We start from the raw sequence: 14,709 nt of genomic DNA on the forward strand, positions 1-14,709 counted from the left end.
GTTTGACTTCGCAGCACCTCCGGCGCAAGAACGAATTGGCTTGTCGGTCCAAGATGCCCGCAACGGTTGCATTCACCGACAGGCAGAACTGATCGAGACTGACGGGTGGGCATCTATCTCCCGATCGCGGAAATTTCCGTCAACGTCTTCGTCCTGCTGGCCATGGGTGCGGCGGTGGGCTTCCTCTCGGGCATGTTCGGGGTCGGCGGGGGCTTCCTGATCACTCCGCTCTTGATCTTCTACAACATACCGCCGGCGATCGCGGTCGCCACCGGCGCCAACCAGGTCATCGCCTCCTCCGTCTCCGGCGTCCTTTCGCACATGAAGCGGGGGACGCTCGACTTCAAGCTCGGTGGGGTTTTGCTGGCCGGCGGCATCATCGGCTCCACTGCCGGCATCTACGTCTTCGCCTTCCTGCGCCGCCTCGGCCAGCTCGACCTGTTCATCTCGCTGCTCTACGTCGTGCTGCTTGGCACCGTCGGCGGGCTGATGCTGGTCGAAAGCGTCAATGCCTTGCGTGCCACGCGCAGCGGCGCGGCACCAGTGCTGAAGAAATCCGGGCAGCACAACTGGATCCATCGCTTGCCGTTGAAGATGCGCTTCAGGGCCTCAAAGCTGTTCGTCAGCGTCATCCCGGTGCTTGGCCTTGGCGCGGGCATCGGCTTCCTGTCGTCGATCATGGGCGTCGGCGGCGGTTTCATCATGGTGCCGGCGCTGATCTATCTCCTGAAAGTGCCGACCAATGTCGTTATCGGCACATCGCTGTTCCAGATCATCTTTACCTCCGCCTATACGACGCTGGTCCACGCCACCACCAACCAGACGGTCGACGTCGTGCTGGCCTTCCTGCTGATGGCGGGCGGCGTGGCCGGTGCGCAATATGGCGCCAAGGCCGGCCAGAGGCTGCGCGGCGAACAGCTCAGGGCCTTGCTGGCGGTGCTGGTGCTGGCGGTAGCGATACGACTGGCCATCGGTCTCTTCGTCACCCCGCCCAACCTCTATTCGCTGTCTGCCGCGGGCCTCAACTGATGAGGGCTCCGAACGCGTTCGCAACAGCCATTTTCCTGTCGCTGCTTGCGGCCGCCGTGCCGGCGAAGGCACAGGTCCCGATGACGGAAGGCATCCAGATCGGGCTCTCCACCGACAATGTCTCGATCACCGCCGGCTTTTCCGGCGCCGACCTGACCATCTTCGGTTCGCTGGAAAATCCCGATCCACTCGTGGCGCGCCAGGGCCGCTACGATGTCATCGTCGTGCTCGAAGGGCCGCCCAAACCGGTGGTCGTGCGCCGCAAGGACCGGGTTCTCGGCGTCTGGATCAATCTGGACTCCGAGACCTTCGAGAACGTGCCGGTGTCCTATTCGGTGGCGACGACGCGGCCGCTGCAGGACATCACCGAGCCGAACAGCTATAAGCAGCTGTCGCTCGGCGCCTCCAACCTTTACATGCAACCCGCCGATCCCGGCGACAGCCCGGCGACGATCGAGGAATTCACCGCGGCGCTGCGGGAGCGCAAGTCGGCGACCGGCCTCTACAGCGAGAATGTCGGCGGCGTGCAATTCCTGTCGCAGAACCTGTTCCGCGCCACCGTCAGGCTGGCGCCGAACGTTCCGGTCGGCACCCACAAGGCGCGCGCCTTCCTGTTCAAGAGCGGGCTGTTCATCAAGGAAAGCTCGGCCCAGCTCGAAATCCGCAAATCCGGCTTTGAACAGTCGATCTTCCGTGTCGCGCACAATTATTCCTTCCTTTACGGCGTCTTCGCGATATCGCTAGCCATGCTGACCGGCTGGCTCGGAAGGCTGATCTTCCGGCGAGACTAATGCATATCGCCCAAAAGTGGGCCCCGGTTTTGGGAGAACGACATGCATCGAATCGAGAACCTAAAGCGCGTCGCCTGAATCCGTTCAAACACGACACGCTTTAGAACTTTTCCCGAAAAGTGGTTTCCCTTTGCGGGAGCATGCGGTAGACCGCGCTCCCCAGCCAACTGGCAGACACAAACAATTCGGTTCGGCAGAGCAGCCCATCCCCGGGCAGCGCGCGATTTCTCGCGGCCTATCGGCTCGCCGACGACCAATACAGGAACTTGTCATGCGACCAGCCTTCGGCGGCATCGACTTCGGCACTTCCAATTCCACCGTGGGCGTGGTCAGGAACGGACAGCCGCGCCTCGTCACGCTTGAGGACGACCAGGTCACGCTGCCCAGTGCCGTGTTCTTCAACTTCGAGGACAACCGCACCTGTTTTGGCCGCCACGCCATCGCCAACTACACCGACAGCATCGAAGGCCGGCTGATGCGATCGCTGAAGAGTGTGCTCGGCAGTTCGCTTGCGCACGAGAAGACCCGTATCAAGGCGCGCTCGATCGGGTTCATGGAAATCGTCGGCCTGTTCCTCGGCCATCTCAAGAAGAAGCTCGAAGCAGATGCCGGCGATGCCGTCGAGACCGTGGTGCTTGGCCGGCCGGTGCAATTCGTCGATGACGACGCTGAGGCCGACGCGAAGGCGCAAAGCGAACTCGAGAACGCCGCGCGCGCCCAGGGCTTCAAGCACATCGCATTCCAGTTCGAACCGATTGCGGCTGCGCTCGACTACGAGCAGAAGGTGGCGAGGGAAGAGCTGGCGCTGATCATCGACATGGGCGGCGGCACCTCGGACTTCTCGGTCGTGCGCGTTTCACCGCAGCGCTCCCGGTCGCTCGACCGCAAGGACGACATCCTGGCCAGCCGGGGCATCCATATTGGCGGCACGGATTTCGACCGGCTGCTGAGCATCGCCCATGTCATGCCGCAGCTTGGCTATTTGACGCCGACCAAGGACGGCAAGCGCAATCTGCCGGCCAGCTACTTCATCGACCTCGCGACATGGCAGCGCATCAATCTGGTCTACACCGCCAAGGCGATGACGCATCTGCGCCAGATCCGCTACGAGGCTGAGCGCGCCGACCTGGTCGACCGCTTCATCCACATCGTCGAGCACCGCTACGGACACGCGCTGGCGGCGCTTGTCGAAAAAGCCAAGATCGAGCTCACCGACAGCTCGTTCGCAGAGGTCGCGGTGAAGCTGCCGGGCGCGGAGTTCGCCGCCGAGATTACGCGCAGCGGGCTGGAAGCCACGATCGCCAGGGATATCGAGCGGGTCACAGGAACGGTGGCGCAGACCATCCGGGACGCTGAGGTCAGGCCATCCGATATCACCGCGGTGTTCCTGACCGGCGGATCGACCGCGATTCCGCTCGCCAGACGAGAGATCCTGTCGCTGGTGCCGCAGGCATCCGTCATCGAAGGCGACATGTTCGGCTCGGTCGGACTTGGCCTGGCGCTGGATGCTCAGCGAAAGTTCGGCTGAGGCTTTCTTGGAGCGGTTCTGCTTTACCGATCCGCGTTGGACTAGGCCATATGCACATAAACGCCGCAGGCGTGACGCGACGAAGGCCTGGACAGGGACTTACCCGCGCGTTGTCAAAGTCGAGAGCTGGTCAGTGTCGTAGCGGTTTCGCAAATCGGCGAGCGCTTTTGGGTCCGGCGCACCTTGCGCCGCGAGTTTGGCAAGTTCTTCGAAGTAGTGCTCGTGGCCAGGCGGAGAGACGGTCATCAGCACGCGCGCGGGCCCCTCACTGACATTCGTGATGTCGTGCGGTACTCCCGGTGGAATGAACAGATAGGTTCCGGGCGTTGCACGGATCGTCTTGTCGCCGACATGCCACGCACACTCGCCCTCGAGCAGGTAGAACGTCTCTTCCTGGACGCGGTGAACATGCCGTCCGGTGGCGAATCCCGCTGGGATCGTCCAGTCAAACATGCTCGTGTGCTTGGTATTTTCGCCGGTGACGAGGAAGACCATAGGTTGACCACGCAGCATGATACCCTTCTTCTCATCGGGCATGCGAATGACGGCATTGGCACTCATAGGATCCTCCTTTGACTGGGCGCTTACTTCTGGCAAGCACCTGTGCAACATTGGGCGTCGATGCCGGGAAGTCGTGAATTCGTTCCCAAAAATTTGCTAAAAGCGTTGGATGGCACTCGGAGGCGACCTTTATCAGTTTGGCCCGTTCCGTCTCGATCAGGTGGCGGGCATTTTGTACCACGGTGCCGAGCCGACCATGCTTGGGCAACGCGCCGTCTCGCTTTTGCGCTTGCTGCTCCAAAACGCGGGCGTACCGGTATCCAAGGACGCGTTGGTCGAGGCCGGCTGGGGCGAGTTGGCGGTTGCCGATAACAACCTAACGGTCCAGATCGCGGCCTTGCGCCGGGTATTGGCCAACGCAGCGAATGCTGAGAGCTGGATCGAAACACTGCCGCGACGCGGCTATCGCTATGTAGGACCGGCTGTTGCGACGAATGTCCCTGCATCCCGCATCGCGTTGGCGCTGACCTTGCCTGAGAAACCGTCCGTCGCGGTCCTGCCGTTTTCGAACTTGAGCGGAGATCCACAGCAGGAGTATTTCGCTGATGGAATGGTCGACGACATCATCACCGGCCTGGCACGCATAAACTGGCTTTTCGTAATCGCGCGAAATTCGACCTTCACCTACAAGGGCCGCGCCGTGGACGTGAAGCAGGTCGGCAGCGAGCTTGGCGTGCGATATGTCATCGAAGGCAGCGTGCGCAAGGCCGGCGGCAGTGTGCGCGTGACCGGTCAGATGATCGATGCATCGACCGGCGCGCATGTGTGGGCCGAGCGCTACGACCGCAGCTCCGAGGACATTTTCGCGCTTCAGGACGAGATCGCGCTATCAGCGGTGGGCGCGATCGCCCCGAGCATGCGAAAAGCGGAAATTGAACGCGTCAGGCGGAAGCGCCCGGAGAGTCTCGATGCCTACGATCTCGTGCTTCAAGCCCAGCCTGACGTTGACACAGGTATGCCGGCGCAAGTTATTAGAGCGCTGGCGCTTCTTGAGCGTGCCATCGCACTCGAGCCCGCCTATGCCCTTGCACATGGCAATGCCGCGATGTGTCATCATTGTTTGTTCCTTCGCGCCGGGCTGCAGGAGGTCAACCGTACGGCTTCGATCCGGCATGCCCGATGGGCCATTGTTCATGGGCAAGATGATGCGCTCGCTCTGACATGGGCAGGGTTTTCGATCGGCATGGACGCGCATGATCGCGCCGCCGCATTCACAGCATTGGAAGCAGCCCTCGCCATTAGCCCGTCATCGGCGCTGACCTACATTCTTGGCAGCGTCATTCTCGGATGGGGCGGCAAAGCAGAGCGCGCGATAGAATGGAGCGAGAAGGGTATGCGGCTAAGCCCGTTCGATTCGTGGACTTGGGCCGCGTTTGACGCGCAAGCTATGAGCCATTTGCTGCGCGGGCGTTACGAAGAAGCCTGTCGTGCGGCATACAAGTCCGTTCAAGCCAATCAGGCACACAGCATCACCTATGTGCAACTAGCCGCTGCGCTCGCCAAACTCGGGCGGCTGGACGGAGCACGGGCGGCGGCCGCGCGCGTGCGCGAGCTTCAGCCGGGCTTTCGCTACAGCCGCCAGTTTGCTGGCGTGCGCTGCGCGCCAGCGCTCGCGGAAACTCTTGGAAGCGCGCTGCGGGACGCCGGATTGCCGGAGTGACGGTCGAGCGCCGAGGCGGACAGCGCTTGCGATGGTCCAACTTGGGTCATTTCGACGGACTCAGCGGGATTGACGCAGCATCCGCCTTGCCGCCGAGGTGCGCCTTCAGCGCCATCTGGGCAAGGCTTGCCTGGCGATCGCGATGCGTGATCATGGCGAAGTCGCGCTTCGGCAATTCGAGCGGCACGGACCTGAGACTGCCTTCGGCCACTGCACGGGCCACGACAAGCTCCGAAATGATGGTGGCGCCGGCCCCCGCCTCGACCGCCTGGCGAATAGCTTCATTGCTCGGCAGCACCAGGAATATCTGTAAATCGGCGAGCGAAATTCCTTCGCGACGCGCCAGATCCTCCAACACTTCGCGCGTGCCCGAGCCGCCCTCGCGGATGATCCAGCGCAGGCCCTTGATGTCGGGGTGGCCGGGCGCAATCTCGGCGATCTCCGGATGCGAGCTGGCAACCACCAACATGAGCCTGTCGACGTCGACCTTGGCGCGGCGCAAAATGTCGGACTCGGTGCGCCCCTCGACTAGGCCGAGATCGGCCGCACCATCAAGGACATTGGCCTCGACCTGCCTGGTGTTGCCGATGCTGACGCTCAGCCTGACGGCCGGATAGGCTTCATGGAAGGACGCCAGCCGGCGCGGCAGCCAATAACTGGCGATGGTCTGGCTGGCGGCGATCGAGAGGCTGCCGGTGACCGTCTGCGAGACATGCTCCAGTACATTGCGCGCGGCAGCCGCCCGTTCGAGCACTGCCTTGGCTTCGGGCAGGAACCGGTGTCCGGTCTGGGCAAGCTCGATGTTGCGGCCAACCCGGTTGAACAGATGAACGCCATGCTGTTCTTCAAGCGCCCGGATGGCGGCCGATGCTGCCGACTGCGAAATGCCCAGCAGTTCCGCCGCCTTGGTCATATGGCCGCGCTCGGCGACGGCGACGAAAATCCGCAACTGGTCCAGGGTCATGAGCGCATTAAGAACCAATATCGATCGAATTTACAAGAACAACTAATTAGACAGATCGATGCCTCTATTCTAAGTTTTCTGGGGAGTTTAGAACAAATTCGCCGAGATATCGCAGAGAGCAGAATGATCGAGCGGTTCAGATCCCTGTTTGCGCATTGGACCCGCGGCATAAGGCGACGGTTGGCGGGCGATCGCTATCATCCGGAAGAGCACTACATGCGCGGCCCCGGACCGAGGACACGTGCCAAATCCGTTGGCCGTACAGGCACCCCCGGATCATGATGCACAGACCGCCGCGCGGCGCGAATTCGGCACCATCGCAACGCCCGCTTGCCGACACGCGCGCACCGGATGAAGGCGATGGCGTCGACACCTCGCCTGATGTCTCCGACAGCATCGCCAAGACGACCTGCTACATGTGCGCCTGCCGCTGTGGCATCGACGTGCACATCAAGGATGGCAAGGTCCGCTACATCAACGGCAACAAGGACCATCCGGTCAATCGCGGCGTGATCTGCGGCAAGGGCAGCTCCGGTATCATGCAGCACTACAGCCCGGCAAGGCTGAGGAAGCCATTGCTGCGCACCGGTCCGCGCGGCTCTGGCGAGTTCCGGGAAATCGAGTGGGAAGAGGCGTTTTCGATCGCGACGGAGCGGCTGTCGAACATCCGCCGGACCGACCCCAAGAAACTGGCCTTCTTCACGGGCCGCGACCAATCCCCATCCTTGACCGGCTGGTGGGCAAGCCAGTTCGGCACTCCGAACTTCGCCGCCCATGGCGGCTTCTGTTCGGTCAACATGGCGGCGGGCGGCCTTTACACGATCGGCGGCTCGTTCTGGGAGTTCGGCGAACCGGACTGGGACAACACCCGATATTTCATGCTGTTCGGCGTTGCCGAGGACCATGATTCCAACCCGATCAAGATCGGTCTCGGCAAGCTCAAGGCGCGCGGCGCCAAAGTCGTCTCGATCAATCCGTGCCGGACCGGCTACAATGCGATCGCCGATGACTGGATCGGCATCCGGCCCGGCACCGACGGACTGTTCGTGTTCGCGCTTATCCATGAATTGCTCAGGGCGGGCCGCGTCGATCTCGACTATTTGCTGCGCTACACCAACGCTCACGTCCTCGTCGTCCAGGAGCCGGGTGCGGCCGATGACGGGCTGTTCGTCCGTGACGGCGAGGGCAATCCGCTGGCCTGGGACAGGATGGCGAAGATACCGATCAGCGCCACCGATGCCAGCGCGAAACCGGCGCTGACCGGCAGCTTCACGATCGACGGACGCCACTGCGTTCCGGTGTTCCAGTTGATCGCCGACCGCTACCTCGATGAGAGCTATGCACCGGACGCGGTCGCCGAGCGCTGCGGCATTGCCGCCGATACGATCCGCAGGATCGCCGCCGAACTCGCGCACGTCGCCTTCGAACAGACGATCGAACTGCCGATCGCCTGGACCGACTGGGCCGGGCGTCGGCACGAGACGATCAAGGGGCGACCTGTTTCGATGCACGCCATGCGCGGCATCTCGGCCCATTCGAACGGTTTTCATACCTGCCGCGCCCTCCATTTGCTTCAGGTGCTGCTGGGCACGGTGGATGTGCCGGGCGGTTTCCGCTTCAAGCCGCCCTACCCCCGATCTGCGCCGCCCGGTCCGAAGCCGGCCGGCAAGACCGTCAAGCCGATGACGCCGCTTGAAGGCATGCCGCTCGGTTTCGTCTGCGGGCCGGACGACCTGCTGGTCGACGAGGCCGGCGCACCTCTTCGCATCGACAAGGCCTATTCCTGGGATGCGCCGCTGGCCGCGCACGGCCTGATGCACACCGTCATCCGCAACGCCTGGGCCGGTGACCCTTACCCGATCGACACGCTGATGATGTATATGTCCAACATGGCTTGGAATTCCTCGATGAACACCGTCGAGACCATCGCCATGCTGACCGACCATGATGACGCGGGAAAATACAGGATCCCCTTCATCATCTATTCCGACGCCTATTATTCCGAGACCGTGCCGTTCGCCGACCTCGTCCTGCCGGATACGACCTATCTCGAGCGGCATGACTGCATCAGCCTGCTCGACCGGCCGATCAGCCACGCCGATGGCCCGGGCGACGCTATTCGCCATCCCGTCGTCGAACCGGACCGTGATGTCCGGCCGTTCCAGTCGGTGCTGATCGAACTCGGCGCGCGGCTTGGATTGCCAGGGTTTGTCGACGAAGACGGCACGGCCAAGTACCGCGACTATGCCGACTACATCGTCAACCATGAGCGCACATCAGGCATCGGCCCGCTCGCCGGCTGGCGCGGCAAGGATGGGACCTCGATCGGCAGGGGCGAGGCCAACCCGGACCAGTTGCAACGCTACATCGACAATGGCGGCTTCTGGCATCACGATTTCGCTGACGACCAGCGCTACTACAAGATGGCCAATCGCTCCTATCTCGACTTCGCCGTGCAGATGGGCTTCATCCCCAAGGCGGAGCCAATCGTCTTCCAGCTCTATTGCGAGCCAATGCAGCGCTTCCGTCTTGCCGCGCGCGGTCATGGCCGCGCCTTGCCGCCCGAGGGCGATCGCCAGCGCATCGAGACCTACATGGACCCGCTGCCCTTCTGGTACATGCCCTTCGAAGAAGCAGCCATCGACCTCGAAAAATATCCGCTGCACGCGCTGACGCAGCGGCCCATGCACATGTACCATTCGTGGGGGTCGCAGAATGCGTGGCTGAGACAGATCACCAGCCAGAACCGGCTGTTCGTGCATCAGCGGACGGCAGCAGATCTAGGTCTTGTCGATGACGACTGGGTGTGGATCGAAAGCATCAACGGCAGAGTGAAGGGACAGATCAAGCTGATCGACGGGGTGAACGAAAGCACGGTCTGGACCTGGAACGCCGTCGGCAAGCGGCGCGGCAGCTGGGGGCTGAAGGACGACGCGGCTGAATCCAATCGTGGCTTCCTGCTCAACCATATCATCGGCGACCAGACTTCCGCCGATGCTCAGGGCAAACGCTATTCCAACTCCGATCCGGTCACCGGCCAGGCGGCATGGTTCGACCTGCGCGTGCGCATCGTCAAATGCGCGGCCGAGGAAGCCGGCTTCACCGAGCCGCAGTTCGAGCGTTTTCAGCAGCCCCCGCATTTCGAACCCTCGCCCGACAAGTTGACCTTCGGCGCTGAGTTCCGCAGGGCAAGAGAGGCGGCCGAATGACCTGTCTGCCCAGTCAGAGCGGCAAGAAACTAGGGCTAGTCATCGATCTCGACACCTGCGTCGGCTGCCAGGCCTGCGTCACCGCCTGCAAGGAGTGGAACACCGGCGGCCACATGGCGCCGCTGACCGACATCGACCCTTATGGCGGCCATGTCGACGGCGTCTGGTTCAACCGTGTTCACAGCTACGAACACACCACCGAGATGGGCGGCCGCACGGTCAACTTCCCCCGCTCCTGCCTGCATTGCGAGACGCCGGCCTGCGTCACCGTCTGCCCGACCGGCGCCTCCTACAAGCGGGCTTCAGACGGCATCGTGCTGATCGACGAGGACAAGTGCATCGGCTGTAAATTGTGTAGCTGGGCCTGCCCCTATGGGGCGCGCGAATTCGACACCGATGTCGGGGTGATGAAGAAGTGCACGCTGTGCGTCGACCGCATCTATAACGACAATCTGGCAGAGGAAGACCGCGTGCCGGCCTGCGTCGCCGCTTGCCCGACCAGCGCCAGGCATTTCGGCGACCTTGGCGATCCCCTGTCGGCGGTCTCGCAACTGGTGGCGGAGCGCGGCGGTGTCGACCTGATGCCGGAACTCGGCTATCACCCGACCAACAAATACCTGCCGCCGCGCGCCCATACCACGCGTGCCGCTTCGGTGGCCGCGCCGGCCCTCGAACCGGTGCGGGCCGAAGGCGGTTTTCTTGGCTGGGTCGACCGCATGCTTTCGAACTGATCATGCATCCAGCCTTCTCCGTCGTCTTCTTCACCACCGCCACCGGCGCAGGCTATGGGCTGCTCGCGCTACTGGGCGTGCTCGGAGGATTCCAGATCATCCCTCCCGATCTCTGGCTGGGCTTCATCGGCCTTGGGCTGGCACTCGGCCTGATCGCGGCCGGGCTGTTGTCCTCGACCGGCCACCTCGGCAGACCCGAACGGGCTTGGCGGGCCTTCTCGCAATGGCGCAGCTCGTGGCTGTCGCGTGAAGGCGTCGCGTCGGTCATCACCTTCATTCCCGCGGGGCTGTTCGGCATCGGCTGGATATTTTTTGGCCGGACCAATGGCTGGGTGGCCATTGCCGGGTTGTTGGCCACCTGCGGTGCCGTGGTCACCGTCTGCACGACCGGCATGATATACGCGTCGCTGAAACCGATCGCCCAGTGGCACAGCCGCTTCACCCTGCCCGGCTACCTCATTTTTTCGGCAATGACCGGCAGTGTGCTGATGAACGCGCTGTTGCAGGGATTTGCACTTGGTTCGAAGGTGCTCCTGGCGGCTTGCCTGCTGCTAACCATGCTCGGCTGGGGCTGGAAGCTGGCGACCTGGCGCTACAATGACCGGCTGGAGATCGCAACCAACGCCAACACCGCGACGGGGCTGGCCGGCGGCACGGTGCGGTCGCTGGAATGGCCGCATACCGAGGAAAACTACCTGCTCAAGGAAATGGGTTTTCGCATCGCACGCAAACACAGCGCGCGGCTGCGCGAGATCACGCAACTCCTGGCCTTCGCACTGCCCGTCTTGCTGTTGGTCGCCGCTTTTGCCTTGCCATGGCCGTTCGCAGCGGTGGTTTCGGTGATCGCCGCGATGGCACAATTCGCCGGCATGCTGGTCGAGCGCTGGCTGTTCTTCGCCGAAGCGAAGCACACAATTACCCTGTACTACGGATGTTAATCTCAGCCAGGCCTCAGCATTGAGCGGGATATCGCAAAAATGCGGTCCACGCCGAGCATGTAGGCCATCAGAGTATCCAGCCGGAACAGCCCGGCATAGGCGCGGTCGAGCACGTTAAGGGAGCCGGTATAGGCGCCGAATGCCGGCATGATCATGCGGCCCCCGTCGCCGGCAAAGCAGCGCCGCCGCACCGAGCGGCCCTGCTGCACGATGCGGGCGCATGGATGTAGATGTCCTGCTATTTCGCCCTCGACGCGTACCTTCGAAGGCTCATGCCGAAACAGCAGCGAGCCAATGGCGAGTTCGCGCACCGTTTCGCCCGGCAGGTCGGCGGGCGCTTCCGGATCGTGATTGCCGGCAACCCAGAACCAGTCGCGGCCTGACATCAGTGCCTCCAGCCGCTCGCGAAAGCTCGCATGCATGCGTCCGGCGCCGCCGCCATCGTGAAAACTATCGCCCAGGCTGATGACCATGGATGGCTGATAGTCAGCGATCACGGCCTGCAGTCTCAGCAAGGTTGCACCGGTGTCGTAAGGCGGAATCAGCGTGCCGCGCCTTGCCAGCGACGAACCCTTTTCCAGATGCAGGTCGGACACGGCCAGAAGCCTGAACTCGGGAAAATAGAGCACACCGCGCGGATCGCAGACGGCGCGCTCGCCGGCGATGCCGACAAGGTCGGCCTCGCCGATCAGCGATGTGCGCGCCAGCGAAAAATTCATTCCTCGACCATCCCCGGCCCCATTGCCTCCTCGACCAATGTCGCCGCATCCATAAGCAGCGTTTCATCAGCCTCGCCGTTCACCGGCATCTTGCCGATCTCAAGCATGATCGGCACGGCAAGCGGCGAAATCTGTTCAAGCGCCTTATGCACGATTCGACCCTGGATGCGCGAGAGCATGTCGGCAAGTCTGCTGACATCGAGCAGACCGGTCGCCGCATCCGCACGTGTCGCCTGCAGCAGGATGTGGTCCGGCTCATGGCTGCGCAGCACATCGTAAATGAGATCGGTCGACACGGTGACCTGGCGGCCGCTCTTTTCCTGCCCCGGATGGCGTTTTTCGATCAATCCCGAAATCAGCGCGCAGTTGCGGAAGGTGCGCTTGAGAAGCCAGCTGTCGGCCAGCCAGGCTTCGAGGTCGTCGCCAAGCATGTCCTGGTCGAAAAGTGCACTGAGCGAAGGCTTCCGAGCTTTGAACATCGTGCCCATGTCGCCCAGTGACCATATCGCCAGTGCATAGTCGGTGGCGACAAAGCCGAGCGGCCTGGCTCCCGTCCTGTCGAGGCGGCGGGTGAGCAGCATGCCGAGCGTCTGGTGCGCTAGCCTGCCCTCGAACGGGTAGGCCACGAGATAATGGCGATTGCCTCGTGGAAAGGTCTCGATCAGCAGGTCATTGCGTTTGGGCAGCACCGATTTGTCGGCCTGGAACCGCAGCCAGTCGGCGACCTGCTCGGGCAGCTTCTTCCAGCGCTGCGGGTCGTCCAGCATGATGCGGACCTGTTCGGCGAGATAGGTCGAAAGCGGGAACTTGCCGCCGCCATAATAGGGCACCTTGGCATCGCTGCCCGGCGCGTTCGACACGAAGCATTCATTCTCGCGAATGCCTTCGAAGCGCAGCACCTTGCCGGCAAACATGAACGTGTCGCCGTGCGTCAGCGTTTCGAGGAAGGCTTCCTCGATCTTGCCGAGAACCCGGCCGCCGCGCGAAGCCGCGCCTTTGCTGCCGGCCTTGATGTAACGCACGTTGAGGGCCGGCACCTCGATGATGGTGCCGACATTCAGCCTGTATTGCTGGGCAACGCGCGGATTGGACACGCGCCACAACCCATCCTTGTTCAGCCGGATGCGGGCATAGCGCTCATAATTCTTCAGCGCATAGCCGCCGGTGGCGACGAAATCTACGACACGATCGAATGTCGACCGATCGAGGCTGACATAGGGCGCGGCTGTTCGCACTTCCTCGAACAGATCATCGGCACGGAATGGCGCGCCGCAGGCGCAGCCCAGCACATGCTGGGCCAGCACATCGAGGCCGCCATCGATCAGCGGCGGCGTGTCCTGCGCGCCGAGATAATTGGCATCGAGGGCGGCCCGGCACTCCAGCACCTCGAAACGATTGGCCGGGATCAGGATCGCCTTGGACGGCTCGTCCATGCGGTGGTTGGCACGGCCGATGCGCTGCGCCAGCCGGCTCGCCCCTTTCGGCGCGCCGACATGCACGACCAGGTCGACATCGCCCCAATCGATGCCGAGATCGAGCGTCGAGGTGGCGACGATGGCACGCAGCGCATTCTCGCCCATCGCCTTCTCGACGCGCCGGCGCTGGGCAACGTCGAGCGAGCCGTGATGCAACGCAATCGGCAAGGTATCCTCATTGACCCGCCACAATTCCTGGAACAGCAGCTCCGCCTGGCTGCGGGTGTTGACGAACAACAGGGTGGTCTTGTGGCGCTTGATCTCGCGGTAAATCTCCGGCGTGGCGTAGCGCGCCGAATGCCCTGCCCACGGCACGCGCTCTTCCGAATCGAGGATGGAGATCTCCGGCTTCGCACCGCCCGTGACGACGATCAATTCGGCCATCCCCGGGCTTGTCGACTCTTTGGGTGGATTCTGGCTGACCAGCCAGCGCCGCAACTCGTCCGGCTCGGCCACCGTCGCCGACAGCCCGATCGTCTGCAGGCCAGGGACAAAGCTGCGCAACCGCGCCAGCCCGAGCGCCAGCAGATGTCCGCGTTTCGACGTCACCAGTGAATGCAATTCGTCGAGCACGACGTAGCGCAGGTCCTCAAAGAAGCGCCTTGCATCGCCTGCTGCGATCAGCAGCGCCAGTTGCTCGGGCGTGGTCAGCAGAATATCGGGCGGCACCAGTTTCTGGCGCTGGCGCTTGTGCCCGGGGGTGTCGCCGGTGCGCGTCTCGATGGTGACGGGCAGCCCGATCTCCTCCACCGGCTTGCCGAGGTTGCGCTCGATATCGACGGCAAGCGCCTTCAGTGGCGAGATATAGAGCGTGTGGATGCCGCGATGCGCCTGGCCCGGCTTTCGCCTTGGCCGGTTCGCAAGTTCAGTCAGCGAGGGCAGGAACCCGGCCAGCGTCTTGCCGGCGCCGGTCGGGGCGATCAGCAGGACCGACTGCCCGGCCTGGACCATCGCCAGGAGTTCGATCTGATGGGCGCGCGGCGACCAGCCTTTCTCGCCAAACCATCGGATGAATGGTTCTGGCAGGACTACGGTGGCATTCTGTTCGGCAAGGCGCGGCTGCTCTGTCACGTGCCAGAGTTAGCGCGACGGCAGTCAATCGCC

General features: G+C 63.0%; 11 protein-coding genes. 7 read left to right on the forward strand and 4 right to left on the reverse strand.

Annotated elements, in window-relative coordinates; translation table 11 throughout:
- Positions 1-105: 105 nt before the first annotated feature.
- The 3 genes from NKJ90_RS08665 (at position 106) to NKJ90_RS08675 (ending at position 3,348) form a co-directional block, all read left to right on the forward strand.
- Positions 106-1,029 (forward strand): sulfite exporter TauE/SafE family protein, encoded by a 924-nt coding sequence (locus NKJ90_RS08665; protein WP_023758067.1) that lies wholly within the window; start codon positions 106-108, stop codon positions 1,027-1,029.
- Positions 1,029-1,820 (forward strand): TIGR02186 family protein, encoded by a 792-nt coding sequence (locus NKJ90_RS08670; protein WP_023758068.1) that lies wholly within the window; start codon positions 1,029-1,031, stop codon positions 1,818-1,820. Before NKJ90_RS08665 ends, NKJ90_RS08670 begins: the two co-directional genes overlap by 1 nt.
- Before the next feature lie 271 nt (positions 1,821-2,091).
- Positions 2,092-3,348: an Hsp70 family protein gene (locus NKJ90_RS08675; protein ID WP_023758069.1), complete on the forward strand. Its 1,257-nt coding sequence runs from the start codon at positions 2,092-2,094 to the stop codon at positions 3,346-3,348.
- Positions 3,349-3,447: 99 nt separating this feature from the next.
- Here NKJ90_RS08675 and NKJ90_RS08680 read toward each other — a convergent pair whose 3' ends face one another.
- Positions 3,448-3,909: a cupin domain-containing protein gene (locus NKJ90_RS08680; RefSeq protein WP_023758070.1), complete on the reverse strand. Its 462-nt coding sequence runs from the start codon at positions 3,907-3,909 to the stop codon at positions 3,448-3,450.
- Between the two features lie 109 nt (positions 3,910-4,018).
- On the opposite strand from NKJ90_RS08680, the gene NKJ90_RS08685 reads away from it, so the two are divergent.
- Positions 4,019-5,569, forward strand: a complete 1,551-nt coding sequence (locus tag NKJ90_RS08685) for a winged helix-turn-helix domain-containing tetratricopeptide repeat protein (RefSeq protein ID WP_023758071.1) — start codon at positions 4,019-4,021, stop codon at positions 5,567-5,569.
- A gap of 46 nt (positions 5,570-5,615) precedes the next feature.
- Here NKJ90_RS08685 and NKJ90_RS08690 read toward each other — a convergent pair whose 3' ends face one another.
- Positions 5,616-6,533 (reverse strand): LysR substrate-binding domain-containing protein, encoded by a 918-nt coding sequence (locus NKJ90_RS08690; RefSeq protein WP_023758072.1) that lies wholly within the window; start codon positions 6,531-6,533, stop codon positions 5,616-5,618.
- A 278-nt stretch (positions 6,534-6,811) separates the two neighbouring features.
- On the opposite strand from NKJ90_RS08690, the gene NKJ90_RS08695 reads away from it, so the two are divergent.
- Genes NKJ90_RS08695 through NKJ90_RS08705 form a run of 3 tightly spaced genes read left to right on the forward strand, consistent with a single transcriptional unit; the run spans position 6,812 to position 11,411 of the window.
- Positions 6,812-9,742: a molybdopterin oxidoreductase family protein gene (locus NKJ90_RS08695; protein WP_352485918.1), complete on the forward strand. Its 2,931-nt coding sequence runs from the start codon at positions 6,812-6,814 to the stop codon at positions 9,740-9,742.
- Positions 9,739-10,473 (forward strand): 4Fe-4S dicluster domain-containing protein, encoded by a 735-nt coding sequence (locus tag NKJ90_RS08700; RefSeq protein WP_023758074.1) that lies wholly within the window; start codon positions 9,739-9,741, stop codon positions 10,471-10,473. Before NKJ90_RS08695 ends, NKJ90_RS08700 begins: the two co-directional genes overlap by 4 nt.
- A 2-nt stretch (positions 10,474-10,475) precedes the next feature.
- Positions 10,476-11,411 carry a dimethyl sulfoxide reductase anchor subunit family protein gene (locus NKJ90_RS08705; RefSeq protein ID WP_023758075.1) on the forward strand — a complete coding sequence of 312 codons (936 nt, stop codon included), beginning with the start codon at positions 10,476-10,478 and terminating at the stop codon, positions 11,409-11,411.
- A 2-nt stretch (positions 11,412-11,413) separates the two neighbouring features.
- Here NKJ90_RS08705 and pdeM read toward each other — a convergent pair whose 3' ends face one another.
- Both pdeM and NKJ90_RS08715 read right to left on the reverse strand, forming a co-directional pair.
- Complete coding sequence (pdeM, locus tag NKJ90_RS08710; protein ID WP_023758076.1) at positions 11,414-12,130, reverse strand: ligase-associated DNA damage response endonuclease PdeM; 717 nt, start codon at positions 12,128-12,130, stop codon at positions 11,414-11,416.
- Positions 12,127-14,676: a ligase-associated DNA damage response DEXH box helicase gene (locus NKJ90_RS08715; RefSeq protein ID WP_023758077.1), complete on the reverse strand. Its 2,550-nt coding sequence runs from the start codon at positions 14,674-14,676 to the stop codon at positions 12,127-12,129. Before NKJ90_RS08715 ends, pdeM begins: the two co-directional genes overlap by 4 nt.
- Positions 14,677-14,709 lie beyond the last annotated feature (33 nt).

Origin of the sequence: Mesorhizobium sp. M0051, from assembly GCF_040323235.1 — a bacterium.
In the GTDB taxonomy this organism is placed as follows: domain Bacteria; phylum Pseudomonadota; class Alphaproteobacteria; order Rhizobiales; family Rhizobiaceae; genus Mesorhizobium.

What these genes read in the sequence shown, in the direction of transcription:
- NKJ90_RS08670 (WP_023758068.1), top strand. Translation starts at nt 1,029, where the DNA reads ATGAGGGCTCCGAACGCGTTCGCAACAGCCATTTTCCTGTCGCTGCTT.
- NKJ90_RS08675 (WP_023758069.1), top strand. Translation starts at nt 2,092, where the DNA reads ATGCGACCAGCCTTCGGCGGCATCGACTTCGGCACTTCCAATTCCACC.
- NKJ90_RS08680 (WP_023758070.1), bottom strand. Translation starts at nt 3,909, where the DNA reads ATGAGTGCCAATGCCGTCATTCGCATGCCCGATGAGAAGAAGGGTATC.
- NKJ90_RS08685 (WP_023758071.1), top strand. Translation starts at nt 4,019, where the DNA reads ATGGCACTCGGAGGCGACCTTTATCAGTTTGGCCCGTTCCGTCTCGAT.
- NKJ90_RS08690 (WP_023758072.1), bottom strand. Translation starts at nt 6,533, where the DNA reads ATGACCCTGGACCAGTTGCGGATTTTCGTCGCCGTCGCCGAGCGCGGC.
- NKJ90_RS08695 (WP_352485918.1), top strand. Translation starts at nt 6,812, where the DNA reads ATGATGCACAGACCGCCGCGCGGCGCGAATTCGGCACCATCGCAACGC.
- NKJ90_RS08700 (WP_023758074.1), top strand. Translation starts at nt 9,739, where the DNA reads ATGACCTGTCTGCCCAGTCAGAGCGGCAAGAAACTAGGGCTAGTCATC.
- NKJ90_RS08705 (WP_023758075.1), top strand. Translation starts at nt 10,476, where the DNA reads ATGCATCCAGCCTTCTCCGTCGTCTTCTTCACCACCGCCACCGGCGCA.
- pdeM (WP_023758076.1), bottom strand. Translation starts at nt 12,130, where the DNA reads ATGAATTTTTCGCTGGCGCGCACATCGCTGATCGGCGAGGCCGACCTT.